We start from the raw sequence: 18992 nt of genomic DNA, 5'->3' as shown, positions 1-18992 counted from the left end.
TAGTAAAATACAAGAAAAACATCAAATTTAGTTGCAAAAAAGACACAACTAACTTGCAAATATGCTTGTTCACTACTTTATAAAAATATAATAACTTGAAATAAAACAAAAAAACAAACGTGGCGCTATTATTGCTAAGGTTAGCTTAATTAGTAATTACAAGGATATCACCATGAGTAAGTTAACAATCACAACAGTCAGTATTACAAGCCTTTTTGTAATAGGACTTTTTGCTGGCAATACTTATGCCATGGATGTTGAAGCTACATTTAGTGAGTTAGATAAAGACAGCAACGCAACGCTAAGTGAATCAGAGGCATCAGAGGATGCAGTACTACACGAAAGCTTTGAGCAAATTGATACCGATCAAAATGGTCAAATTTCGCTTGTTGAATTTAAAGCATTCTTAAAATAGACGTAACTTAGGAACTAAATAATGAGACAACTTATCGTCGCTTTTTCACTAATGTTTTTAGTAATCAGTGCTACTGTTTTAGCATCACAAATGAGCATTACTTTTACCAAATTAGATATTAACGCTGATGGCCAAATTTCATTGCTTGAAGCTAAATCAAATAAGCAACTTGTTAAACAATTTGATGATTTGGATGAAAACGAAAATCAACAGCTCTCTGAACAAGAGTTTACAAACTTCAAAACCCATTAATTTTCACTTAAATGGAACATTGATGATACACATTAAGGCTCTATTCAAACGTATTTGGCTATCCTAAACACTAAAGTACTTGCCATAATCCCAGAGGGAGCGTGTAAATGGATTTAATTTAGGGAGTTAAATTATGGCAAGTGCTTTACTTATTTAGGTGTTTTAAGCGTGCTTTAGGTAGAAATTATGAAAATACAACTATTAATGACAAGCTTACTCATCGTATTTAGTAGCAACACTTTAGCTTTGGATGTAACGCAACGTTTTAATCATCTTGATAATGATAAAAACAGTTATTTGACCTATGCAGAGCTTGAGGCACAACCGCAACTACTCAGCAATTATAAGCGATGGGATATAGACCAAGATAACCGTATCTCATTGGCTGAATTTAAAAGCTATTTAACCAAAAATTAATTACATTATCTGATTATAAAACTATGATTATTAAAAAACCTTTTTTTGCCGCATTGGCAACGCTCTGCCTGATATCAATTAGTAACCAAGCAAATGCAGCTGATATTCTAAGTAAGTTTAAACAACTTGATCGCAATTCGGATGGCTTGTTAAGTCGCTCAGAAACAGCGAATGATCCAGCTCTTTGGTCACGTTTTCAAAGCTATGATTCAGACAAAGACAGTAAACTTTCTTTATCCGAGTTTACCCTATACGCCAGCAAATAACCCTTTTAAAAGCACGTCATAGGCTACTTTACTCCCCTTTAAATTTGTCGGTAAGTTAAGTTAGTTAAATTAACTTAATTTAAAAATACCATTTGTGAGAGTATCGACTCACTTTGCTATTACTGACCGCTGTTGTTCGCTTAGTTGTATCTATTAAAAGTATGTATAGTATGCATACTTTTAATAATATCGGATGCCATCTTCAACCATTCAAAGTTTAACTATTTGGTAATAAACCACTTTTATAAACCCATAGCAGCAGTAACTCTTGCAAATACATACCTTATTGTTCATATAAAGCTAATTAGACTTCATATGAATGTTCACTTCATTATATTTGTAAGCGAAAGCATAGTAGAAACTGCAATTATTATCCTAAAAAATTTGCAGTTTAGAACTTCTCTGTTAATGTTTTAAAGAAATTTATAGAAAAGAATAAGCTAATGAGACCATTACTCGCTTTACTCAGTGCTTTAACCCTCCCCGTACTTGCTAACACCAGCGTTATTTATAACGCCAACGGCTACACACCTACTTACGAAGGAAAAATAAAACAATTTACTAGCTTGGTGATTAAAGATGGAAAAGTAGTAAAAACAGGGTCTGATAAATTAAAAGCCAGCTACCCAGAAGCAGAGCATATCGATGCCTTACAAAAAACCTTACTGCCAGGACTAATTGACGCTCACGGCCATGTAATTGGCCTTGGTAATAACTTATCTGAACTTGATTTACGAGGCAGTCGTTCAATTGCGCAAGTACAAGAAAAGCTAGCTGAATTTGCAAAAGATAAAACCGGTTGGATTATTGGTCGAGGTTGGAACCAAGAGTTATGGCCTGATAAAAAATTTCCAAGCGCTGCTGATTTAGATAAAATAATTGCCGACAAACCCGTAGTACTTTCACGCATAGACAGCCATGCAATTTGGGTTAACACTAAAGCTATGGAGCTTGCGGGTATTACTGCAAAAGTACAGTCCCCTGCAGGTGGAGAAGTTATTCGCGATAGCTTTAATAATCCAAGCGGTATATTTGTTGATAAAGCGGAAAACCTCATTAGTACGGCTATCCCTAAAACCAGTGATAAAGATATTCAACTTGCCCTTAATAAAGCCGGCCAACACTTATTAAGTTTAGGTATAACCTCAACTCACGATGCAGGCATTGACTATCAAACGTGGAAAATTTATAAGCAGCTCGCAGAAAAAGGCACTTTACCGCTGCGTTTTGTGGCGATGTTAAGTGCGACCGATCCGAAACTAAAAACCATGCTCAAAGCAGGCAGATATCAAGATCCTAATGATTTTATGTCGATACGAAGCGTAAAAATTTACGCCGATGGCGCACTCGGTAGTCGCGGGGCAGCTTTATTAGAAGATTATGCTGACAGAAAGACCCACCAAGGTTTAATGCTCGAAACCCAACAAAAACTCGAAGAATTATTTACCTTAAGTTTTACTAATGGTTTTAGTGCAAATACTCACGCAATTGGCGATAAAGCTAACCATGTGGTGCTAGATGCATATCAAAATGTATTTAAAAAAACCGGTGGTATATTGCTTAGAAACCGTATTGAGCACGCACAAATTGTTACTCCCGAGGATATTTCACGTTTTAAAACCTTAAAAATAATTCCATCAATGCAGCCAGTACATGCCACCTCAGACATGCATATGGCAGAGCAGCGCTTAACCGATAAACAACTACAAGGCGCGTATGCTTGGCAAACTTTTTTAGATCAAGGTTCGGTCGTTGCTGCAGGCTCTGACTATCCGGTTGAGCTTGCCAACCCGTTTGATGGTTTATATTCGGCTATTACGAGAATGGACCATAACATGCAACCTGAAAACGGCTGGCGCCCTTATGAAGCTTTGAGTCGTGAAGATGCCCTACGCGCTTTTACGCTTGGCGGCGCGTATGCAGCGCATCAAGAGTTTAAAATTGGTAGTCTTGAGCAAGGTAAATGGGCTGATTTTATTTTAGTAGATAAAGACTACTTTAAAGTACCTGTAGAAGAGATTTTTACTATCCAAGTAGAGCAAACATGGATTGCAGGTGAGCTGCGCTACCAGCTAAATAATAGCACTGATAACTCGCTTACTAAGGAGTAATAATCTTGGTTTTAGCGTCAATATTTGCTTGGCGCTTTAACTTAATTATGTGGTATATATTCACAACAGCGAGTAAACCATTCGTAAATGCCACCGGAAAAGCCTCAATAGCGATACCGTAGCAAGTAAATGCAATACAACCACCTAAATTAAACCAGCGCAGCTTAACTACATTGCTCATAGTTAAAGAGGCAACTAATAAAACAGAAGCGAAATACCCTAAATATTCCCAACTCATTTGTCCTCTCCTATGCTTTAGGTTAGCATTGCTGTATTGGCTTTTAGCGCCTATCAAGGTAATGTAAAAAAGCTAACTTGCAAAAAATGCTTCATGACTATTGATGAATCATCACACGGGACAGTGAGGTAAGTATATTAACCAAGTTAATTGCTTAGCAAGTTAGCATAAATTCTTAGATTCTTAATGTTAACGTCATTAAGGTGTAACAAATAGGACAATTGTCCGAAGAGCAGAGTTGATGTTTCAATATCATTTTTCTAGTTATTTAGTGGATCAACTACTGACCTTTGCTGGTAGTCGTTATCAGCAATCCAAAAAAGAAGTGCTGCTCCACCAGGATCAACCCCTCACCAAGCTTGTCTTGGTGCGCAGCGGCACGATATCGTTTAGTTACGATGTGGGTAATGGTCGGCGCTTATTACTCGGTCAACTCGACTGTAATAACACGTTGATTGGCGAAATTGAAGCGCTTAATAGTAACCCCTGTATTTACACAGTAACCTGCTTTAGCAACGTAAGTTATAACCTTATCGAGCTTAAACATTGGCGTGCCTTATTGCTTGAGAAACCTGAGCTAAGCTTATATACAGCGCAAACCATTGCGGCAAAGTTTCAAGAGAATCAAAAAATAAATCTCGATAAACTGCTTCTTCCTTTAGCCTATAACATTGCTAAGGACTGCCTATTACGCGCCGAAAATAACAACCCTACATTGTTACGTGCCTACCCCACAGTTAATGCTGAAGCAGAGCGCTTCGCCACTACAGAGCGCGCTTATCGCAGAGTCGTTTCAGAGTTGGTTGAAAAAGATTTAGTTGAGCGTTCAAGTGATGGTTTAAAAGCGGTTGATATAGCTAAACTCAGCGACTACGTAGATAGTTTTGCTCAGCTATAAAAAAAGGCCGTTACGGCCTTTTTTTATAGTTTTTTAATACTTAAGCTGAGCTCAAATCACTTACTTTTCTAATAAAATGTCGTGGATTTTGGCTAAATCAGACTTACCTTCAATGATCTCATCAGGCGTTAAACCAGAAAGCTCATGAGGGAATACTAACCACTCTTCAGATTCATGAATATAGTAATTAGGCTTCATTTCCACTTTAGAATTTTTTGGTTTGTAATACGGGCATGCAACGCGAATATCACGCGGTAAATTCAAACGCATTAACTCTGAAAGCTTTTCTTTTAAGGCAAAAATACTGCGACCAGAATCGAATACATCATCAACAATCAGTAATGAATCATCGGCATTGGCATTTTCAATAATGTAATGTAAGCCATGAACTTTAATTTCTTTAGATTGCTTATTGATACCGTAATAAGACGATGTACGCACCGCGATATGATCAGTTTCTATGCCTTTATAGTCATAATATTCTTGTACTGCGATGCCAATAGGTGCGCCGCCTCGCCAAATACCAATTATAAAATCAGGACGAAAACCATCTTTATAAACCTGCGCAGCAACGCGAAAAGAATCTTCCAGCAATTGTTGCGCTGTGATGTAGCACTTATCAGACATAATTAGAAACCCCGTGAGTTGATCAATCAAGTGTAGCCCATACAACCAGCGAACTACAAAGTGGGGCAAGATTTTACCCTAAACCAGACAATAAATCTTGTCTGTGTTTGTAATTACAAAAAATGAACAATAAAAAAGCGTCTAGTTAGACGCTTTTAAAGACTTTATTGTGCTTTTTTATACTTTACGCTTTTTCTAATAAAGTACGTGCAACGGTACGCATACCTTGCGTTGTTGCGCCAGCAGCCCATTGACTGGTGCTACCCATATTAAATGCCGCAGCCAAATCCATATGCACCCAGCCTTTGCCGCCATTTGGCACAAAACGCGATAAGAAACCTGCCGCATTTGATGCACCACCATAACCACCGCCTTTTTGGGCGCGGCTATTTGCTGTATCAGCATACGGTGACGGGCAATGTTGCTGATGCCATTTTTCAAGTGGTAATGGCCAAGCAGCTTCCATTTCTTGCTCCGCAAAGCCTTCGACTTCACGTACAAATTCTTTATCAAGACCAAATAAGGCATTGTACTCTTGGCCTACAGCAACAAGCGCTGCGCCAGTAAGTGTGGCGGCATTTATAATAAGCGGAGCACCTGTTTCGCCTGCTGCCATTAAGCCATCAGCTAGTACTAAACGCCCTTCTGCGTCGGTATTTACAATCTCAACTGTAGTGCCGTTTTTATAAGTCAGAATATCACCTAGTTTGTATGCATGGCCTGAAATTAAATTTTCAGCACAACATAAAAACAACTTAATACGCTTATTAATACCGCGACTAATGGCCAGAGCCAAACCAGCGGTCACTGTTGCAGCACCGCCCATGTCGCACTTCATGCCTAGCATGCCTTCGCTGGCTTTAATTGAATAACCGCCTGAGTCAAAGGTAATACCTTTACCCACTAATGCGGCGTCTACAGGGGCGTTATCATCGCCTGTTGGGTTATAATCAAGTTCAAGTAATACTGGCGGGCGCACGCTACCACGGCCAACAGCATGAATACCTACCCATTGCTGTTCTAATAAAGCATCGCCTTTAATAATTTGATAGCTAACATGTTCAGGCGCTAATGATTGAATAAATTCAGCGGCCTTCTCAGCAAGACTTTCAGGGTAAATATCATCAGCAGTACCATTAACCATTTGGCGTGCCCAGGTCGCTGATTTTAATAAAGACTCTAGTTCTTTGCTATCAGTTTGTGCGTTTTGAACAAACTCAACATTACTTAATGATTTAGCTGACACAAAACCTTGGTAAAAAGCCCACTGGCTTTCAGTGCACCAAGTGTCACCGGCTAAAACAATGTTTTTAATTCCTTGATTAGCTAAAGTACGCGCTGCTTTTTGAACATTTTTTAAGGTTTCTTGCTCAGATAAATGAACGGTTGCACCTTGCTCAGTAAAAGAAAGTGACGCATTTTCGCCCCAATGTGCTGCGGCTGCTTGCTCGCTTAGTTGAACAACTAATTTTTCAGACATGTTAGAATACTCTTTACGCTAAAATAGTGACATGAGTTTACTATAGCTGTGCTCACATCCCAACCGAATGAGATTAAATAATGCGATTCCAGCAGCAATTACAAAAAGCGACCCTATTAAAGCGCTATAAACGATTTTTAGCTGACCTACAGCTAGCCGATAACATAGAATTTACCGCCCACTGTGCCAACACAGGAAAAATGACCGGCTGTGCCGAGCCAGGCTTCAATGCTTTTTATTCCACCAGCGACAATATCAAACGAAAATACCCACACTCACTTGAGCTAACCGAAAACCAGTTTGGCCAGCTGATTTGCGTCAACACTGCGATTGCTAACAAGGTGGTTGAAGAAGCACTTAATAATAAATTAATCAAAGAGTTAACCGATTACAGCAACCTTCAAGCAGAAGTAAAATACGGCCAAGAAAATAGCCGAATTGATTTTTTACTCAGCGATGACAACCGCCCCAACTGCTATGTTGAAGTTAAATCAGTGACGCTACTTAGCCAAAATACACCACAAAGTGGCCAAGGGTACTTTCCGGATGCACAAACACTACGCGGTCAAAAGCATATTCGTGAACTAATCGAAATGGTCGAACAAGGTCATCGTGCCGTGCTGTTATTTGCAGTGTTACACGAGGGCATAAATCAAGTAAGTGCCGCCAAACATATTGACGAAAAATATGCTTTACTCCTTAACGAAGCGCTAAATAAAGGGGTTGAAGTAATTGCTTATAAAGCAAAAATTTCGACTAAGGAAGTTACCTTAGTGGAAAGTATTCCGTTTATTGCTTAACTAAGGATAAATCCATTTCGCCAATCAAATTAAGATTAATATCGCCACCTTTAAGTGGCAGCGGTCTTAACGCAATACTTAAGTAAAAACACGGTTGATCATCAAAGTGATCGCATCGTTTGATGATCAATATACGGGGCACGGTTAAGATTGTGGTGCCACTACGATCAAAGCGATAAACATTAAAGCCGCCTTCAACGCGCTTTAGAGCAGCCCACGATAACTACCCATCATCAGAAGTCCACCCGCTAAATTTTTAGCCGCTTTATGATAAAACCAGTTGTTTTTTATTTTTGACCATATATACCTAATCGATTTCGAGGCGCATCCTTTGCTTACTTGGGTATCATTATTGCCAGTTTTTATAGGTAATATTTTTATTAATAACCTTTAAACCAGCTTTTAAGCGTAATAAAAGTTAAAATAAATTTGCCTCACTTATAAGATTCTGCTATTTATAGCCGCCGGCTCATGCTGGGCATTATATTAAGGATTTAGGAGAAAGTTATGCCAGACCAAAAAAGAATGGGGTTATTGGCTCAAGCCGGATTAGACCCATATCAAGAGAAGCCGGGTGAAGAGTATATGAATGAAGCACAACGTGCTCATTTTAAAGCGATTTTAGAATCATGGCGCAACGACCTTCGTAACGAAGTTGATCGTACTAAATCACATATGCAAGACGAGGCAGCTAACTTTCCTGATCCCGTTGACCGCGCAGCACAAGAAGAAGAGTTCTCTTTAGAGCTTCGAACTCGTGACCGTGAACGTAAATTGATCAAAAAAATTGAAAAAACCGTCAACTTAATTAAAGAAGATGATTTTGGTTTTTGTGAGTTATGTGGAATCGAAATTGGTATCCGTCGTTTAGAAGCGCGCCCAACTGCTGATTTATGTGTTGACTGTAAAACGATTGCTGAAATAAAAGAAAAGCAAGCAGGTCGCGGTTAATAACCTAAGTTAACCCGATGCTTAATGTTGCAGATACAGCGCCTAAGCGCGCTTATCGCGGCCGCTTTGCGCCGTCACCCTCTGGGCCATTACACTTTGGCTCCTTAGTGGCGGCTGTAGGTAGCTATATTGATGCCAAAGCCAATCAAGGTTCATGGCTCGTACGCGTTGAAGATATTGACACGACTCGAGTGGTTCCAGGCGCTGCAAGTGATATTCTTGCTACCTTAGAAGCTTATGGCCTTTATTGGGATGAGCAAGTCAGTTATCAAACCAAGCGCCACGATTACTATCGCGATATTATTTCTAGCTTAACAACTGAGCAGCAACTGTATGGCTGTGAATGTTCGCGTAAAGAAATCAAATTACAGGGCGGAATTTACCAAGGTCAATGCCGAAATAAAGCACTTGATTTAAGCCGCCATGCTATCCGCATTAAACAAAAATACCCAACCGATCACTACCATGATTTAATTCAAGGCCGCGTAGCCGTCGACAACGCTTTGGCTCACGAAGATTACATAATTAAACGTAGCGATGACCTATTCGCGTACCAGTTAGTTGTGGTGCTTGATGATATTGAGCAAAAAATCTCTCGTGTAGTTCGCGGCGCAGATTTACTTGAACCCACAGCGCGACAAATAAGTTTATTTAAACAGCTGCAAAATCCAGTGCCTGAATACGCCCATTTACCGCTTGCGGTAACAAGCCCAGGCTTTAAATTATCAAAGCAAAATTACGCCCCGGCCATTTCAACAAAATCCCCAGAGCCGGCGTTATTTGCTGCACTACAGTTTTTAGGACTCAATCCTGATACTGAAATTAGTCAACTCAATGTAGAGCAAATGATCACTTGGGCAATAAAAAATTACCAGTTACAAGCAATTCCTAACGCTATGGAAATTCAAGTAAGCCAACACCCACAACAAGCTGATCCACTATTCACAGTGATTAATCACGATAAAAATCGTTAAATTTAAGTCTATCAGCTTAATTTTTAACGCCTGCTAGTATATGATAGCGAGCCTAAGTTTAAGCCTCTCACTCTACCTATGCTTTTATTATTTGGTTAAGCCTCTTAAGGCTAGATTGATCGAGTGTTTTATTCAGCAGGTATAACAGGCTATAGGTGTCGAGTAAGTGCCACAATTTTGGTGTGATTCGCTATACTTGGTCTAATTTTTTGATTGTACGCAATCAAATTGATGATTTCTGTAGGAGACAGATTATTATTTCCAAGCTTTTTCAATTTTGTCGACAAATTATTGGCCCTGATGCAAGTGCCCCGCACGCTACAGTGAGTGACGAACCGATTGTTGTCACCCGTGGCGAACATAATATCTCGCGCAAACAATTTAGCCCAAATGCAATCAAGGTGTTATATCGCCTCAAAGACGGTGGTTTTGATGCTTACCTTGTTGGTGGTTGTATTCGTGATATTTTGTTAGGTCAAAAACCTAAAGATTTTGATGTTGTGACCAATGCGACCCCCGAGCAAGTAAAAAAACTCTTTCGTAACTGTCGATTAATTGGTCGTCGCTTTCGTTTAGCGCATATTGTATTTGGCCGCGAGATTATTGAAGTCGCCACGATGCGTGGTCATCACGAAGCCGCTGAAGAAAAAAACCAAACGAGCCAATCAAGCGAACACGGCCAACTATTACGCGACAACGTATTTGGTAGTATTGAAGAAGACGCCGAACGCCGCGACTTTTCAATCAATGCTCTGTATTATTCAATCAATGATTTTTGTATTTACGATTATGCCAATGGTTTAAGTGCGATTAAAGCCAAGCAAATTGAGCTAATCGGCGACCCTGAAACGCGTTACCGTGAAGATCCAGTGCGAATGCTACGTGCTGTGCGTTTTGCCACGAAACTGGATATGAAGATAGCGCCTGCCAGTGAAAAACCAATTATAAAACTGGCCAGTTTGTTAGATCATATTCCACCAGCTCGCTTATTTGAGGAAATCTTAAAGCTATTTTTAAATGGTAAAGCCGAGCAAAACTTTATTATGCTACGCCAGTATGGATTGTTTAAATCGTTGTTTCCTGAGCTTGATGAAATCATTACTAAAAACCCAAATGGTTTTGAAGAGACTTTTATCCAGCAAATGTTTATCAACACAGATAAACGCATCAACGCTGAAAAGAAAATCACACCCGCGTTTATATTTGCCGCCCTATTGTGGTTTCCGTTACTTCAAAAATCAAAACAATTGCAGCAACAAGAGCAGCTATCTGAATACGATGCATACGTACAGGGCATGAGCAAAGTACTCAGTGAAAATGCCCAACATATTGCAGTACCAAAACGCTTTACTTTAGGCGCACGTGATATTTGGCATATTCAAGAGCGTTTAGATAAACGAGCAGGTCAGCGCGCATATAGACTCACTCAACAGCCACGCTTTAAAGCAGCTTACGACTTCTTATTACTGCGCGTACAAGCTGGTGAGCAAGAACAAGATCAACTAGCTACTTGGTGGACAGACTACTTAAGCCAAGATATTAATGGCCAAAAAAGCATGGTTAAAGCCTTAGGTAATCAAGGGGCGCCACGTGGCCGCCGTCGTTCTCGTAAGCGCTCACCTAAGCCAAGCGAATAATACATGAAGCTGGTTTATTTAGGTCTAGGGGCTAATTTAAATGCCCCTAAACAACAAATTAATAACGCTATTTCGGCACTTAAAAAACTTAACAATGCTGATTTTATTGGTGCCTCTAGCTACTACGCTAGCAAACCTATGGGACCACAAGATCAACCTGACTACGTTAATGCTGTAGTGGCAATTAAAACGTCTTTGTTAGCCGAGCAACTTCTTGATGCTACGCAGCAGATTGAACATGATCATGGCCGTGTCAGAAAAGAAAATCGTTGGGGGCCACGTAGCCTTGATATTGATATTCTGCTGTTTGCAAACGATATCATTAACACTGAGCGCTTAACTGTGCCACATTACGGCCTGTGTGAGCGTGAATTTGTGGTCTACCCATTACTTGAAATTGCCCCCACGTTAACATTGCCAGATGGCGTTTCACTATCAACACTAGCTGCGAACTTGCCGCTAAATGATTTACAAAAATTACCGCTATAACTAATTATTAGCGCGCAATTGCGAGGATATTATGCCTAAAATTACGGTCTCAACTCTAAATAAAATGAAAGCAGAACAACAAAAAATAACGGCCTTAACCGCGTATGATGCCAGCTTTGCTAAGCTGTTTCATGACAATGGCGTTGAAGTTACTTTAGTTGGTGATTCTCTGGGCATGGTTTTACAAGGCGGAGATGACACCCTTGCTGTAACAAACCAAGACATTGCTTATCATACTCGCTGCGTACGCTCTGGTAACCGCGAGTTATTCGTTATTGCCGACCTACCCTTTATGACCTATTCAAACACCGCTGATGCCTGTAAGAATGCCGCACAGCTAATGAGCGCTGGCGCCAATATGGTTAAACTTGAAGGCGGCGAATGGCTGCACGATACAATTACGACTCTTACCCAACAAGGTGTGCCAGTATGTGGACATTTAGGACTAACCCCGCAGTCAGTGCATGTATTTGGTGGCTTTAAAATTCAAGGTCGCGAACACGCCCAAGCCACTAAAATGGTTAATGATGCAAAAGCACTTGAGACCGCAGGTGCGCAGTTACTGGTACTAGAGTGTATTCCCAGTGAGTTGGCCAAACGCATAACTGATGAACTAACCATTCCAACAATTGGAATTGGGGCGGGTAATGCTACCGATGGACAAATCTTGGTAATGCATGACTTAGTAGGTATTTCAGCGGGTTATATTCCTAAGTTTTCGAAAAACTTTTTACTCGAAACAGGTAATATGCCTGATGCAGTTAGAAAATATTGTAGCGATGTTAAAAGTGGTGCTTTCCCAAGTGCTGAACACGAGTTTAAATAAATGCAATCAATCACCGAAATCAAATCTTTACGTAGTCAAATTAAAGCATGGCGCCAAGCTGGTTTAAGCATTGCTTTAGTACCGACTATGGGCAACCTACATCAAGGCCACTATTCATTAGTCGAAAAAGCTAAAAATATGGCTGACAAAGTCGTAGTTAGTATTTTTGTTAACCCTATGCAATTTGGCGCTAATGAAGATCTAGATAACTACCCTCGCTCCCTTACTCAAGATAAACAAGGGCTTGCAGAGCTTGAGACTGATATCGTATTTACTCCATCAGTAGAAACAATCTATCCTAACGGATTAGGCGTACAGAGCTTTGTTGATGTGCCAGGCATTTCTATGGGTTACTGCGGTGGAGCTAGACCAGGACACTTTCGTGGTGTCGCTACTGTCGTCACTAAGTTATTTAACTTGGTACAACCTGACTTTGCTTGCTTTGGTGAAAAAGACTTTCAACAATTGCAAGTTATTAAAACCATGACCCGCGATTTATCGATTCCAGTTGAAATCGTCGGCGTACCAACTACACGCGAAGTCTCTGGGTTGGCTATGAGCTCACGTAATGGCTATTTATCACCAGAACAAAAAAACACGGCCACAGCACTATTTAAGCTTCTGAGTGAAACCGCACAACAACTAAAGTCAAATAATCAGAATTACGCTCAACTTGAAAGCCATGCAAAACAACAACTTCAAGACGCTGGCCTGAAGCCTGACTACTTTGCCATAGTACAGCGTGACACATTAAAAGCTGCTACACTTGATGATAATAATTTAGTCATCTTAGCGGCGGCCTTTTTAGGCCCTGTAAGATTAATTGATAATCTGCAAGTTGATATAAATAACTAAGCGTTTAACAATCAAAATTATAATTTAGGGAAAAACATGAAGTCACTTTTAAAAGTATCAAGTGTTGTATTTGCTGTTGGTTTTTTAACTGCATGTCAAAATAAAATAGACAATCCAGAGATGCAACAGTGCGCTCAACAAAACTATCAATGTGAAACAAGCTGTGAGCAACAAAGTACCGCCGAGGGTATGTTACATAGAGTCTGTAGCGATAAATGTATTGAAGCGCATAACCAATGTAAAGCTAATGCACAAAGCCTAGGCGAAGTTCAATAATAGCTCGGTATGCTTTGCTAACTAATTGACTCGAATTGCCAGCTAAACTAACCCAAAGCTTGGTTGGCTTTCTTTTATAAATTACACTATTGAGCTTACTTTTAAATTAACTTAATCATATTTGTAAATAAATTGCGCTATTCACCTTAGAGCCAGCTTCAACCCAGTAGCATACTCCAATAATCTATTACTCTTAGAGTGTAATTTTTGACTGCTACTGTAAATGAAATACATATTAGGTGACATATAAAAACTTAAACATCTGAAATAAAACAACTTATTTCAGGCTTAATTTTTGCAGAGTACTTTTACTACTTTATCAAGCGTAAAACGGCTAAAGGAAAAAATTTAATGGAAACGAATACCCGGTACCCATTGTTTAAAAAGAAAACCTTATTGGGGGCTCTATTGGCTATTTTTGCGTGTAGTGCTTATGCTGCGCAAGAGCAAATAAATAAACCAGTTAATACAGAAACAGCAAAAGAAGTTAAAAAAACTGAAATAGCTGAAAACGTTAATACCGATGAAGCAACAAAGCCCGTTGCAGCCGAGAGTGAAACGGATCAAACAGAAGTAAAAAAACCGACAGTTATAACCATTCCATCTGAAAACCTGTTTGAAGTGATCGGAACTAGAGCGAAGCAACTGGCTTCAAAAGAGTATGTTCCACCAAAGGAAGTTGCTTTAGATGCTTTAAATTCCATTAATTATCAAGATTATCGCGCTATTCGTTTTCTACCTGAGCAATCAATTTGGAAAGATCAAAGCTTATATGAAGTACAGTTATTCCATCCTGGTTTTTTATACAAAACGCCGGTCACAATCAATACTGTAAATACTGAAAATCAAGTTGAAAATCTCCCCTTCAGCACTGACTTTTATCGCTACGATGGTACTGCTGAACCGCTTGAGCAAGAAATTAAGCAAGACCTAGGTGATAACCAACTTGGCCATGCAGGCTTTCGTATTCATTTCCCCTTGAATAATAACAAATACAAAGATGAAGTTGCGGTATTCCAAGGTGCATCTTATTTTCGCCTAGTTGGACCAGATCAAACATACGGTCTTTCTGCTCGCGGTTTAGCCATTGATACAGCACTCAGTTCGGGTGAAGAGTTCCCTACCTTTAAAGAGTTTTGGCTTGTTAAGCCAAAACCAGAAGAAACCAGTATAGTGCTTTATGCACTGCTTGATAGTCCATCAGTTACAGGGGTATATCGCTTTGAAATCACCCCTTCAACAAACACCGAGATAAAAACACAGATGCAAATATTTGCTCGCCAAGACATTGAAAAGCTAGGTGTTGCACCACTTACCAGCATGTTTTATCACGGTGAAAATAGCACTAAGTTCTTTGATGATTACAGACCAGAAGTGCATGATTCTGATGGCTTATTAATGCAATCAAAAGACAACAAGTGGGTATGGCGCGCGCTTAATAACCCACAAGGACTAAGCGTAACCTCATTTGCTTATGACAGCCCTAAAGGCTTTGGACTAGCACAACGTGACCGCACCTTTAATAACTATTTAGATACTGAAGCGCATTACCATGACCGTCCAAGCCTTTGGATAGAACCACAAGGCGAATGGGGAAAAGGCCGTGTAGAGTTGGTTGAAATTCCAACCGATACTGAAACGAATGATAATATTGTTAGCTATTGGGTTCCTGAAAAACCACTAAAAGCCGGTGAAGAATTAAGTTTCAGCTATACCTTAACTACATTTAATTCAACACTCAGTACACAACATAAAGCACAGGTTTTACGTACCCGAATTGGCAGTGCCGCATTACCAGGTGAAGAAAATCCGCCACCAAAAAGTCACCGTCAATTTACTGTAGATTTTAGCGGTGAAAATATTAACGACTTATCACCTGAATTAGAATTGCAAGCAAACTTAAATTTAAACTCAGGTGAAGTGACTGACAAAACAGTACTGCAATTACCAAATAATCAAGGATGGCGAGTGGCTTTCAAGGTTGCACCAGAGGGAGATAAGCCTGTTGATATGCGTTTATCATTAAAGCTACGTGATAAAGAGATTAGTGAGGTCTGGAGCTATGTCTGGTATCAAAATGACATCTGATAACGAAAAGCATAATACCACAATGCCACTTAAAAAAACCCGAATATGGCTATTTAGTTTACTGGTACTGGGTATTTCGGCCTATGGTATGTGGATCATGTTTGATATTTTAAACTCAAACGGTATGACGCCACTTGAATATGCGCTACTGACTTTATTTTCAGTGACCTTTGCATGGATTGTTACCGCATTTTGTAGTGGTTGTATGGGCTTTATATTGCAACTTTTTCGTATAGATCCACTTACCCTAAAGCGTCAAAAACCCATTAACATTGATGAACAAGCTCTTAGCCAAACAAAAACAGCTGTGGTTATGCCTGTCTATAACGAAGATACAGAGCGTGTTATTGCAGGCTTTGAAGTGAGTTTACGCTCGCTTGCTAAAACAGGTCAGCTTAAACATTATGACTTTTATTTATTAAGTGATACACAAGATAAAGAAATAGCCAAAAATGAGCTAAAAGCATGGCATGCACTTACTGCGCGTTTGGGTGATATTGCAAAACAGACTTTTTATCGTCGCCGCGAAGACAATAAACACAGAAAAGTAGGAAATTTAACTGACTTTTGTGAGCGTTGGGGCAATAAGTACGATCACATGATCGTATTAGATGCTGACAGCATCATGACTGGGCAATGTATGCTTGAGTTGACCGCAAGCATGATTAAGAACCCTAACTCTGGTTTAATTCAAACTATCCCTATTCCCGTAAGACAAGATACCTATTTTGGTCGCTTTTTGCAGTTTGCGTCAGTACTTTATAGCCCTATGCTGGCAACGGGCTCAGCCTTTTGGCAAACCAATCAAGCCAATTACTGGGGCCATAATGCAATAATTCGCGTTGAAGCCTTTATTACGTGCTGTGGATTACCTGTAATTGAAGGTAAAGCCCCCTTTGGTGGTGAGATTTTAAGTCATGACTTTGTTGAAGCCTCTTTGCTCCATCGTAGTGGTTGGGATGTAATTTTACTAAGCGATGTGCAAGGCAGTTATGAAGAAGTCCCAAGTAATATATTAGACTACGCCATCCGCGATAGACGTTGGGTGCAAGGTAATATTCAACATTTAGGTTTGTTACCTTCATCGGGTTTAAAAATGATGAGCAAACTGCACTTTGCACTTGGCGCTACAGCGTATATTTCATCGCTTGTATGGCTATCGATGTTGGTATTAAGTACAGTTGATGCGGTTACTCGTGCAATGAATAGTAATGTGTATTTTAATCAGGCTTATCAATTATTTCCTACTTGGCAAATAGCCAAAACAGAGCTTATCAATTCGCTTTTATTTATTACCGTGGTGTTGCTATTACTTCCTAAGTTAATGGGTATTATTGTCACTTTAGTGCATCGAAATAAGCAGTTTGGTGGTTCATTAAAGTTAATTGCAGGTTCACTAATCGAAACCATTTTTGCAGTTATTATTGCGCCGTTAATGATGGTATTTCATAGCTACTTTGTAGTGTGTGTCTTTTTAGGGAAAAAAGTAAGCTGGGATGCACAACCCCGTACGGGTCGTATGGTACCGTGGCGTGAAGCGCTTGGTTATACATTCCTAGCTACGGTTATTTCTCTAGCTTGGGGTGCTGTAGCATATTATTACACACCAGTATTCTTTTGGTGGTTATCACCCATTTTACTAGGTCTGATATTGGCCGCGCCTATGGTGCGTTATTCAAGTAGCATTGGTTTAGGTGTAAAGCTACGTAAGATGGGGATTTTCCTTTGTCCAAGTGAAGTAGAACACGACGATACACTCGCTGCGCTGCGCCTTCATGAGCAAGAAATTGGGCTACCTGTTGACAAGAACGCTGACTTCTCTATTCCAGAATTACCAGAAGAGCAGCCAACAGTAATGCCAGTTCAAAGCTTTAAAGCAAAAAGTAAGCGCGAGAAAAAAGCGGGGCTTGCAAGTAAATAACGAATAAAAGATAAATAGTTCGTTAAAGTAATAAAAAAACCGCGCAATGTAAATTGAAGTGACCCCATAAAGTTGGACTCATTTCTAAGCGGCAGCCAAGGCCTGATTTCGATATTGTATCGGACTCAGGCCTTTTAGTTTCAGCTTAATACGCTCATTGTTATAATAGTGGATATATTCTTTGATGTTTTCAATGAGTTCATTCGCGTCCTTGAACGTTTCGTTGTGATACATCTCGCTTTTCAGTATGGCAAAGAAATTTTCAGCAACAGCGTTATCTAAACAGTTTCCTTTTCTAGACATACTTTGTTTTAACCCTTTTTCTTTAAGGTGCTTTTGATATTGCTTGTTTTGATATTGCCATCCTTGGTCTGAGTGTACTATCGGCTTCTCGTTCGGCTTCAACTTAGCCGTTGCGGTTTTAAGCATGTCAGTTACCAAGGGAAGCGCAACGGATTTTCTTACTTCGTAACTGATTATCTCTTGGTTGAATAAGTCAATCATAGGCGATAGATATACCTTCTCATTATCCACTTTAAACTCCGTCACATCCGTTACCCATTTTTGATTAGGCTTCTGCGCAGTAAACTCGCGGTTAAGCGTATTTTCTGCGATTTTACCCACTTCACCTTTGTAAGATTTATAGCGCTTAGGCCTTACTTTTGACTTAAGGCCTAACTCATTCATTAGACGTTGAACGCGCTTATGATTAACGAGTACCCCCATTTTTCTTAGGGCACTCGTAATTCTGCGATAGCCATATCGCCCTTTATGCGTGTGATAGATATCACGTATTTTTACGAGTAAATCACTGTTGGCGCAGGGCTGCTCACATGTAGTTCGATGATAATAGTAGACACTCTTCGCCAACCCCGTGGCCTTTAATAGATGTCGTAAGCTATGTTTTGCCTTGAACTCTTCGACGACTATCGTCTTGTCTTTGCTTTTTTCTTTCTGGCTTGAGCCAAGGCTTCTAACTTTTTTAGCACATCATTCTCTGCTCGTAAGTATGCTAACTCTTCTCGTAACTCCTCCTCAGTCATTTGCTCTACTGGTTTTGATGAAGAAGAATTATTTGTCATGGTTGGCCTACCTTTTTTCTGTGGTTGGAGACGGGATATACCATCGCGAGCATAAAGCTTTTGCCATTGAAAAAGAATACCTGGGGACGATAAATCGAAGAACGCACTGGTATAGCTGAGTGACCAACTGTTAGCTGCCATCGATTTTAACACTTCTATCTTAAATGCTTGAGAATAAGGTTTGTGAACAGACCTGAAGCTTTCAGCGCCATGAATTCGATAAACAGCGGTCCAATATCGGACCTGCCTTTGTGTAACATTAAATCTATTACCTATCGCCGGAGAGCTTTCAGATAAAGCGAACTCAGCTACTTTGAGCTTAAAAGCTCGATGATGTTTGGACATAAAAAGACCCCCAGTAATTGGACTGTCCAACTATTGGGGGTCAC

Annotated in this window: 21 protein-coding genes; 16 read left to right on the top strand and 5 right to left on the bottom strand. The window is 39.9% G+C overall.

Features of this window, described 5'->3' with window-relative positions:
* The first annotated feature begins 172 nt into the window (after window positions 1–172).
* From ACT3S9_RS03245 to ACT3S9_RS03225, 5 genes are all read left to right on the top strand, one after another.
* A complete protein-coding gene (locus ACT3S9_RS03245) occupies window positions 173–415 on the top strand; it encodes an EF-hand domain-containing protein (RefSeq protein ID WP_441835239.1) in 243 nt (80 codons plus the stop codon).
* A gap of 21 nt (window positions 416–436) precedes the next feature.
* On the top strand, window positions 437–667 hold the full coding sequence (locus ACT3S9_RS03240) for a hypothetical protein (RefSeq protein ID WP_441835238.1): 231 nt from the start codon (window positions 437–439) through the stop codon (window positions 665–667).
* 186 nt (window positions 668–853) lie between these two features.
* Window positions 854–1084, top strand: coding sequence for an EF-hand domain-containing protein (locus ACT3S9_RS03235; protein ID WP_441835237.1), 231 nt, complete (start codon window positions 854–856; stop codon window positions 1082–1084).
* Between the two features lie 23 nt (window positions 1085–1107).
* Complete coding sequence (locus ACT3S9_RS03230) at window positions 1108–1350, top strand: EF-hand domain-containing protein (protein ID WP_441835236.1); 243 nt, start codon at window positions 1108–1110, stop codon at window positions 1348–1350.
* 443 nt (window positions 1351–1793) lie between these two features.
* Window positions 1794–3461, top strand: coding sequence for an amidohydrolase (locus ACT3S9_RS03225; RefSeq protein ID WP_441835235.1), 1668 nt, complete (start codon window positions 1794–1796; stop codon window positions 3459–3461).
* Here the strand turns inward: ACT3S9_RS03225 and ACT3S9_RS03220 are convergent.
* Window positions 3451–3699, bottom strand: a complete 249-nt coding sequence (locus ACT3S9_RS03220; RefSeq protein ID WP_441835234.1) for a uroporphyrinogen decarboxylase — start codon at window positions 3697–3699, stop codon at window positions 3451–3453. The genes ACT3S9_RS03225 and ACT3S9_RS03220 overlap by 11 nt on opposite strands.
* A gap of 241 nt (window positions 3700–3940) precedes the next feature.
* Here ACT3S9_RS03220 and ACT3S9_RS03215 point away from each other — a divergent pair, with 241 nt between their 5' ends.
* A complete protein-coding gene (locus ACT3S9_RS03215; protein ID WP_441835233.1) occupies window positions 3941–4597 on the top strand; it encodes a Crp/Fnr family transcriptional regulator in 657 nt (218 codons plus the stop codon).
* A gap of 60 nt (window positions 4598–4657) precedes the next feature.
* Here ACT3S9_RS03215 and ACT3S9_RS03210 read toward each other — a convergent pair whose 3' ends face one another.
* Together ACT3S9_RS03210 and pepB are read right to left on the bottom strand one after the other, a co-directional pair.
* Entirely contained in the window at window positions 4658–5224 is a 567-nt protein-coding gene (locus ACT3S9_RS03210; protein WP_441835232.1) for a phosphoribosyltransferase, read from the bottom strand.
* Between the two features lie 184 nt (window positions 5225–5408).
* The gene (pepB, locus tag ACT3S9_RS03205) at window positions 5409–6704 is read right to left on the bottom strand and encodes an aminopeptidase PepB (RefSeq protein ID WP_441835231.1); all 1296 of its coding nucleotides are present in this window, start codon (window positions 6702–6704) and stop codon (window positions 5409–5411) included.
* An 80-nt stretch (window positions 6705–6784) separates the two neighbouring features.
* Between pepB and sfsA the strand changes: the two genes are divergently transcribed.
* From sfsA to mdoH, 10 genes are all read left to right on the top strand, one after another.
* Complete coding sequence (sfsA, locus tag ACT3S9_RS03200; protein ID WP_441835230.1) at window positions 6785–7504, top strand: DNA/RNA nuclease SfsA; 720 nt, start codon at window positions 6785–6787, stop codon at window positions 7502–7504.
* A gap of 507 nt (window positions 7505–8011) precedes the next feature.
* Window positions 8012–8455: an RNA polymerase-binding protein DksA gene (dksA, locus tag ACT3S9_RS03195; protein WP_441835229.1), complete on the top strand. Its 444-nt coding sequence runs from the start codon at window positions 8012–8014 to the stop codon at window positions 8453–8455.
* A gap of 17 nt (window positions 8456–8472) precedes the next feature.
* The gene (gluQRS, locus tag ACT3S9_RS03190; RefSeq protein ID WP_441835228.1) at window positions 8473–9429 is read left to right on the top strand and encodes a tRNA glutamyl-Q(34) synthetase GluQRS; all 957 of its coding nucleotides are present in this window, start codon (window positions 8473–8475) and stop codon (window positions 9427–9429) included.
* Window positions 9430–9719: 290 nt separating this feature from the next.
* Window positions 9720–11066 (top strand): polynucleotide adenylyltransferase PcnB, encoded by a 1347-nt coding sequence (pcnB, locus tag ACT3S9_RS03185; RefSeq protein ID WP_441835244.1) that lies wholly within the window; start codon window positions 9720–9722, stop codon window positions 11064–11066.
* Window positions 11067–11069: 3 nt separating this feature from the next.
* A complete protein-coding gene (gene folK, locus ACT3S9_RS03180; RefSeq protein ID WP_441835227.1) occupies window positions 11070–11555 on the top strand; it encodes a 2-amino-4-hydroxy-6-hydroxymethyldihydropteridine diphosphokinase in 486 nt (161 codons plus the stop codon).
* A 31-nt stretch (window positions 11556–11586) separates the two neighbouring features.
* A complete protein-coding gene (panB, locus tag ACT3S9_RS03175; RefSeq protein ID WP_441835226.1) occupies window positions 11587–12381 on the top strand; it encodes a 3-methyl-2-oxobutanoate hydroxymethyltransferase in 795 nt (264 codons plus the stop codon).
* On the top strand, window positions 12382–13236 hold the full coding sequence (panC, locus tag ACT3S9_RS03170) for a pantoate--beta-alanine ligase (protein WP_441835225.1): 855 nt from the start codon (window positions 12382–12384) through the stop codon (window positions 13234–13236).
* Window positions 13237–13272: 36 nt separating this feature from the next.
* Window positions 13273–13512, top strand: coding sequence for a hypothetical protein (locus ACT3S9_RS03165; RefSeq protein ID WP_441835224.1), 240 nt, complete (start codon window positions 13273–13275; stop codon window positions 13510–13512).
* Window positions 13513–13863: 351 nt separating this feature from the next.
* The gene (locus ACT3S9_RS03160; protein WP_441835223.1) at window positions 13864–15600 is read left to right on the top strand and encodes a glucan biosynthesis protein; all 1737 of its coding nucleotides are present in this window, start codon (window positions 13864–13866) and stop codon (window positions 15598–15600) included.
* Window positions 15575–17521 (top strand): glucans biosynthesis glucosyltransferase MdoH, encoded by a 1947-nt coding sequence (gene mdoH, locus ACT3S9_RS03155; RefSeq protein WP_441835222.1) that lies wholly within the window; start codon window positions 15575–15577, stop codon window positions 17519–17521. The genes ACT3S9_RS03160 and mdoH overlap by 26 nt, the downstream gene beginning before the upstream one ends.
* A gap of 84 nt (window positions 17522–17605) precedes the next feature.
* Here the strand turns inward: mdoH and ACT3S9_RS03150 are convergent, their stop codons facing one another.
* Window positions 17606–18451 carry an IS3 family transposase gene (locus tag ACT3S9_RS03150; RefSeq protein WP_444511517.1) on the bottom strand — a complete coding sequence of 282 codons (846 nt, stop codon included), beginning with the start codon at window positions 18449–18451 and terminating at the stop codon, window positions 17606–17608.
* A complete protein-coding gene (locus tag ACT3S9_RS03145) occupies window positions 18448–18948 on the bottom strand; it encodes a transposase (RefSeq protein ID WP_444750572.1) in 501 nt (166 codons plus the stop codon). Before ACT3S9_RS03145 ends, ACT3S9_RS03150 begins: the two co-directional genes overlap by 4 nt.
* Window positions 18949–18992: the final 44 nt, after the last annotated feature.

The sequence above is a fragment of the Pseudoalteromonas sp. AOP31-A2-14 genome, assembly GCF_052378035.1.
Lineage (GTDB): Bacteria > Pseudomonadota > Gammaproteobacteria > Enterobacterales > Alteromonadaceae > Pseudoalteromonas.
This window is presented reverse-complemented; position numbering and strand designations above follow the sequence as displayed.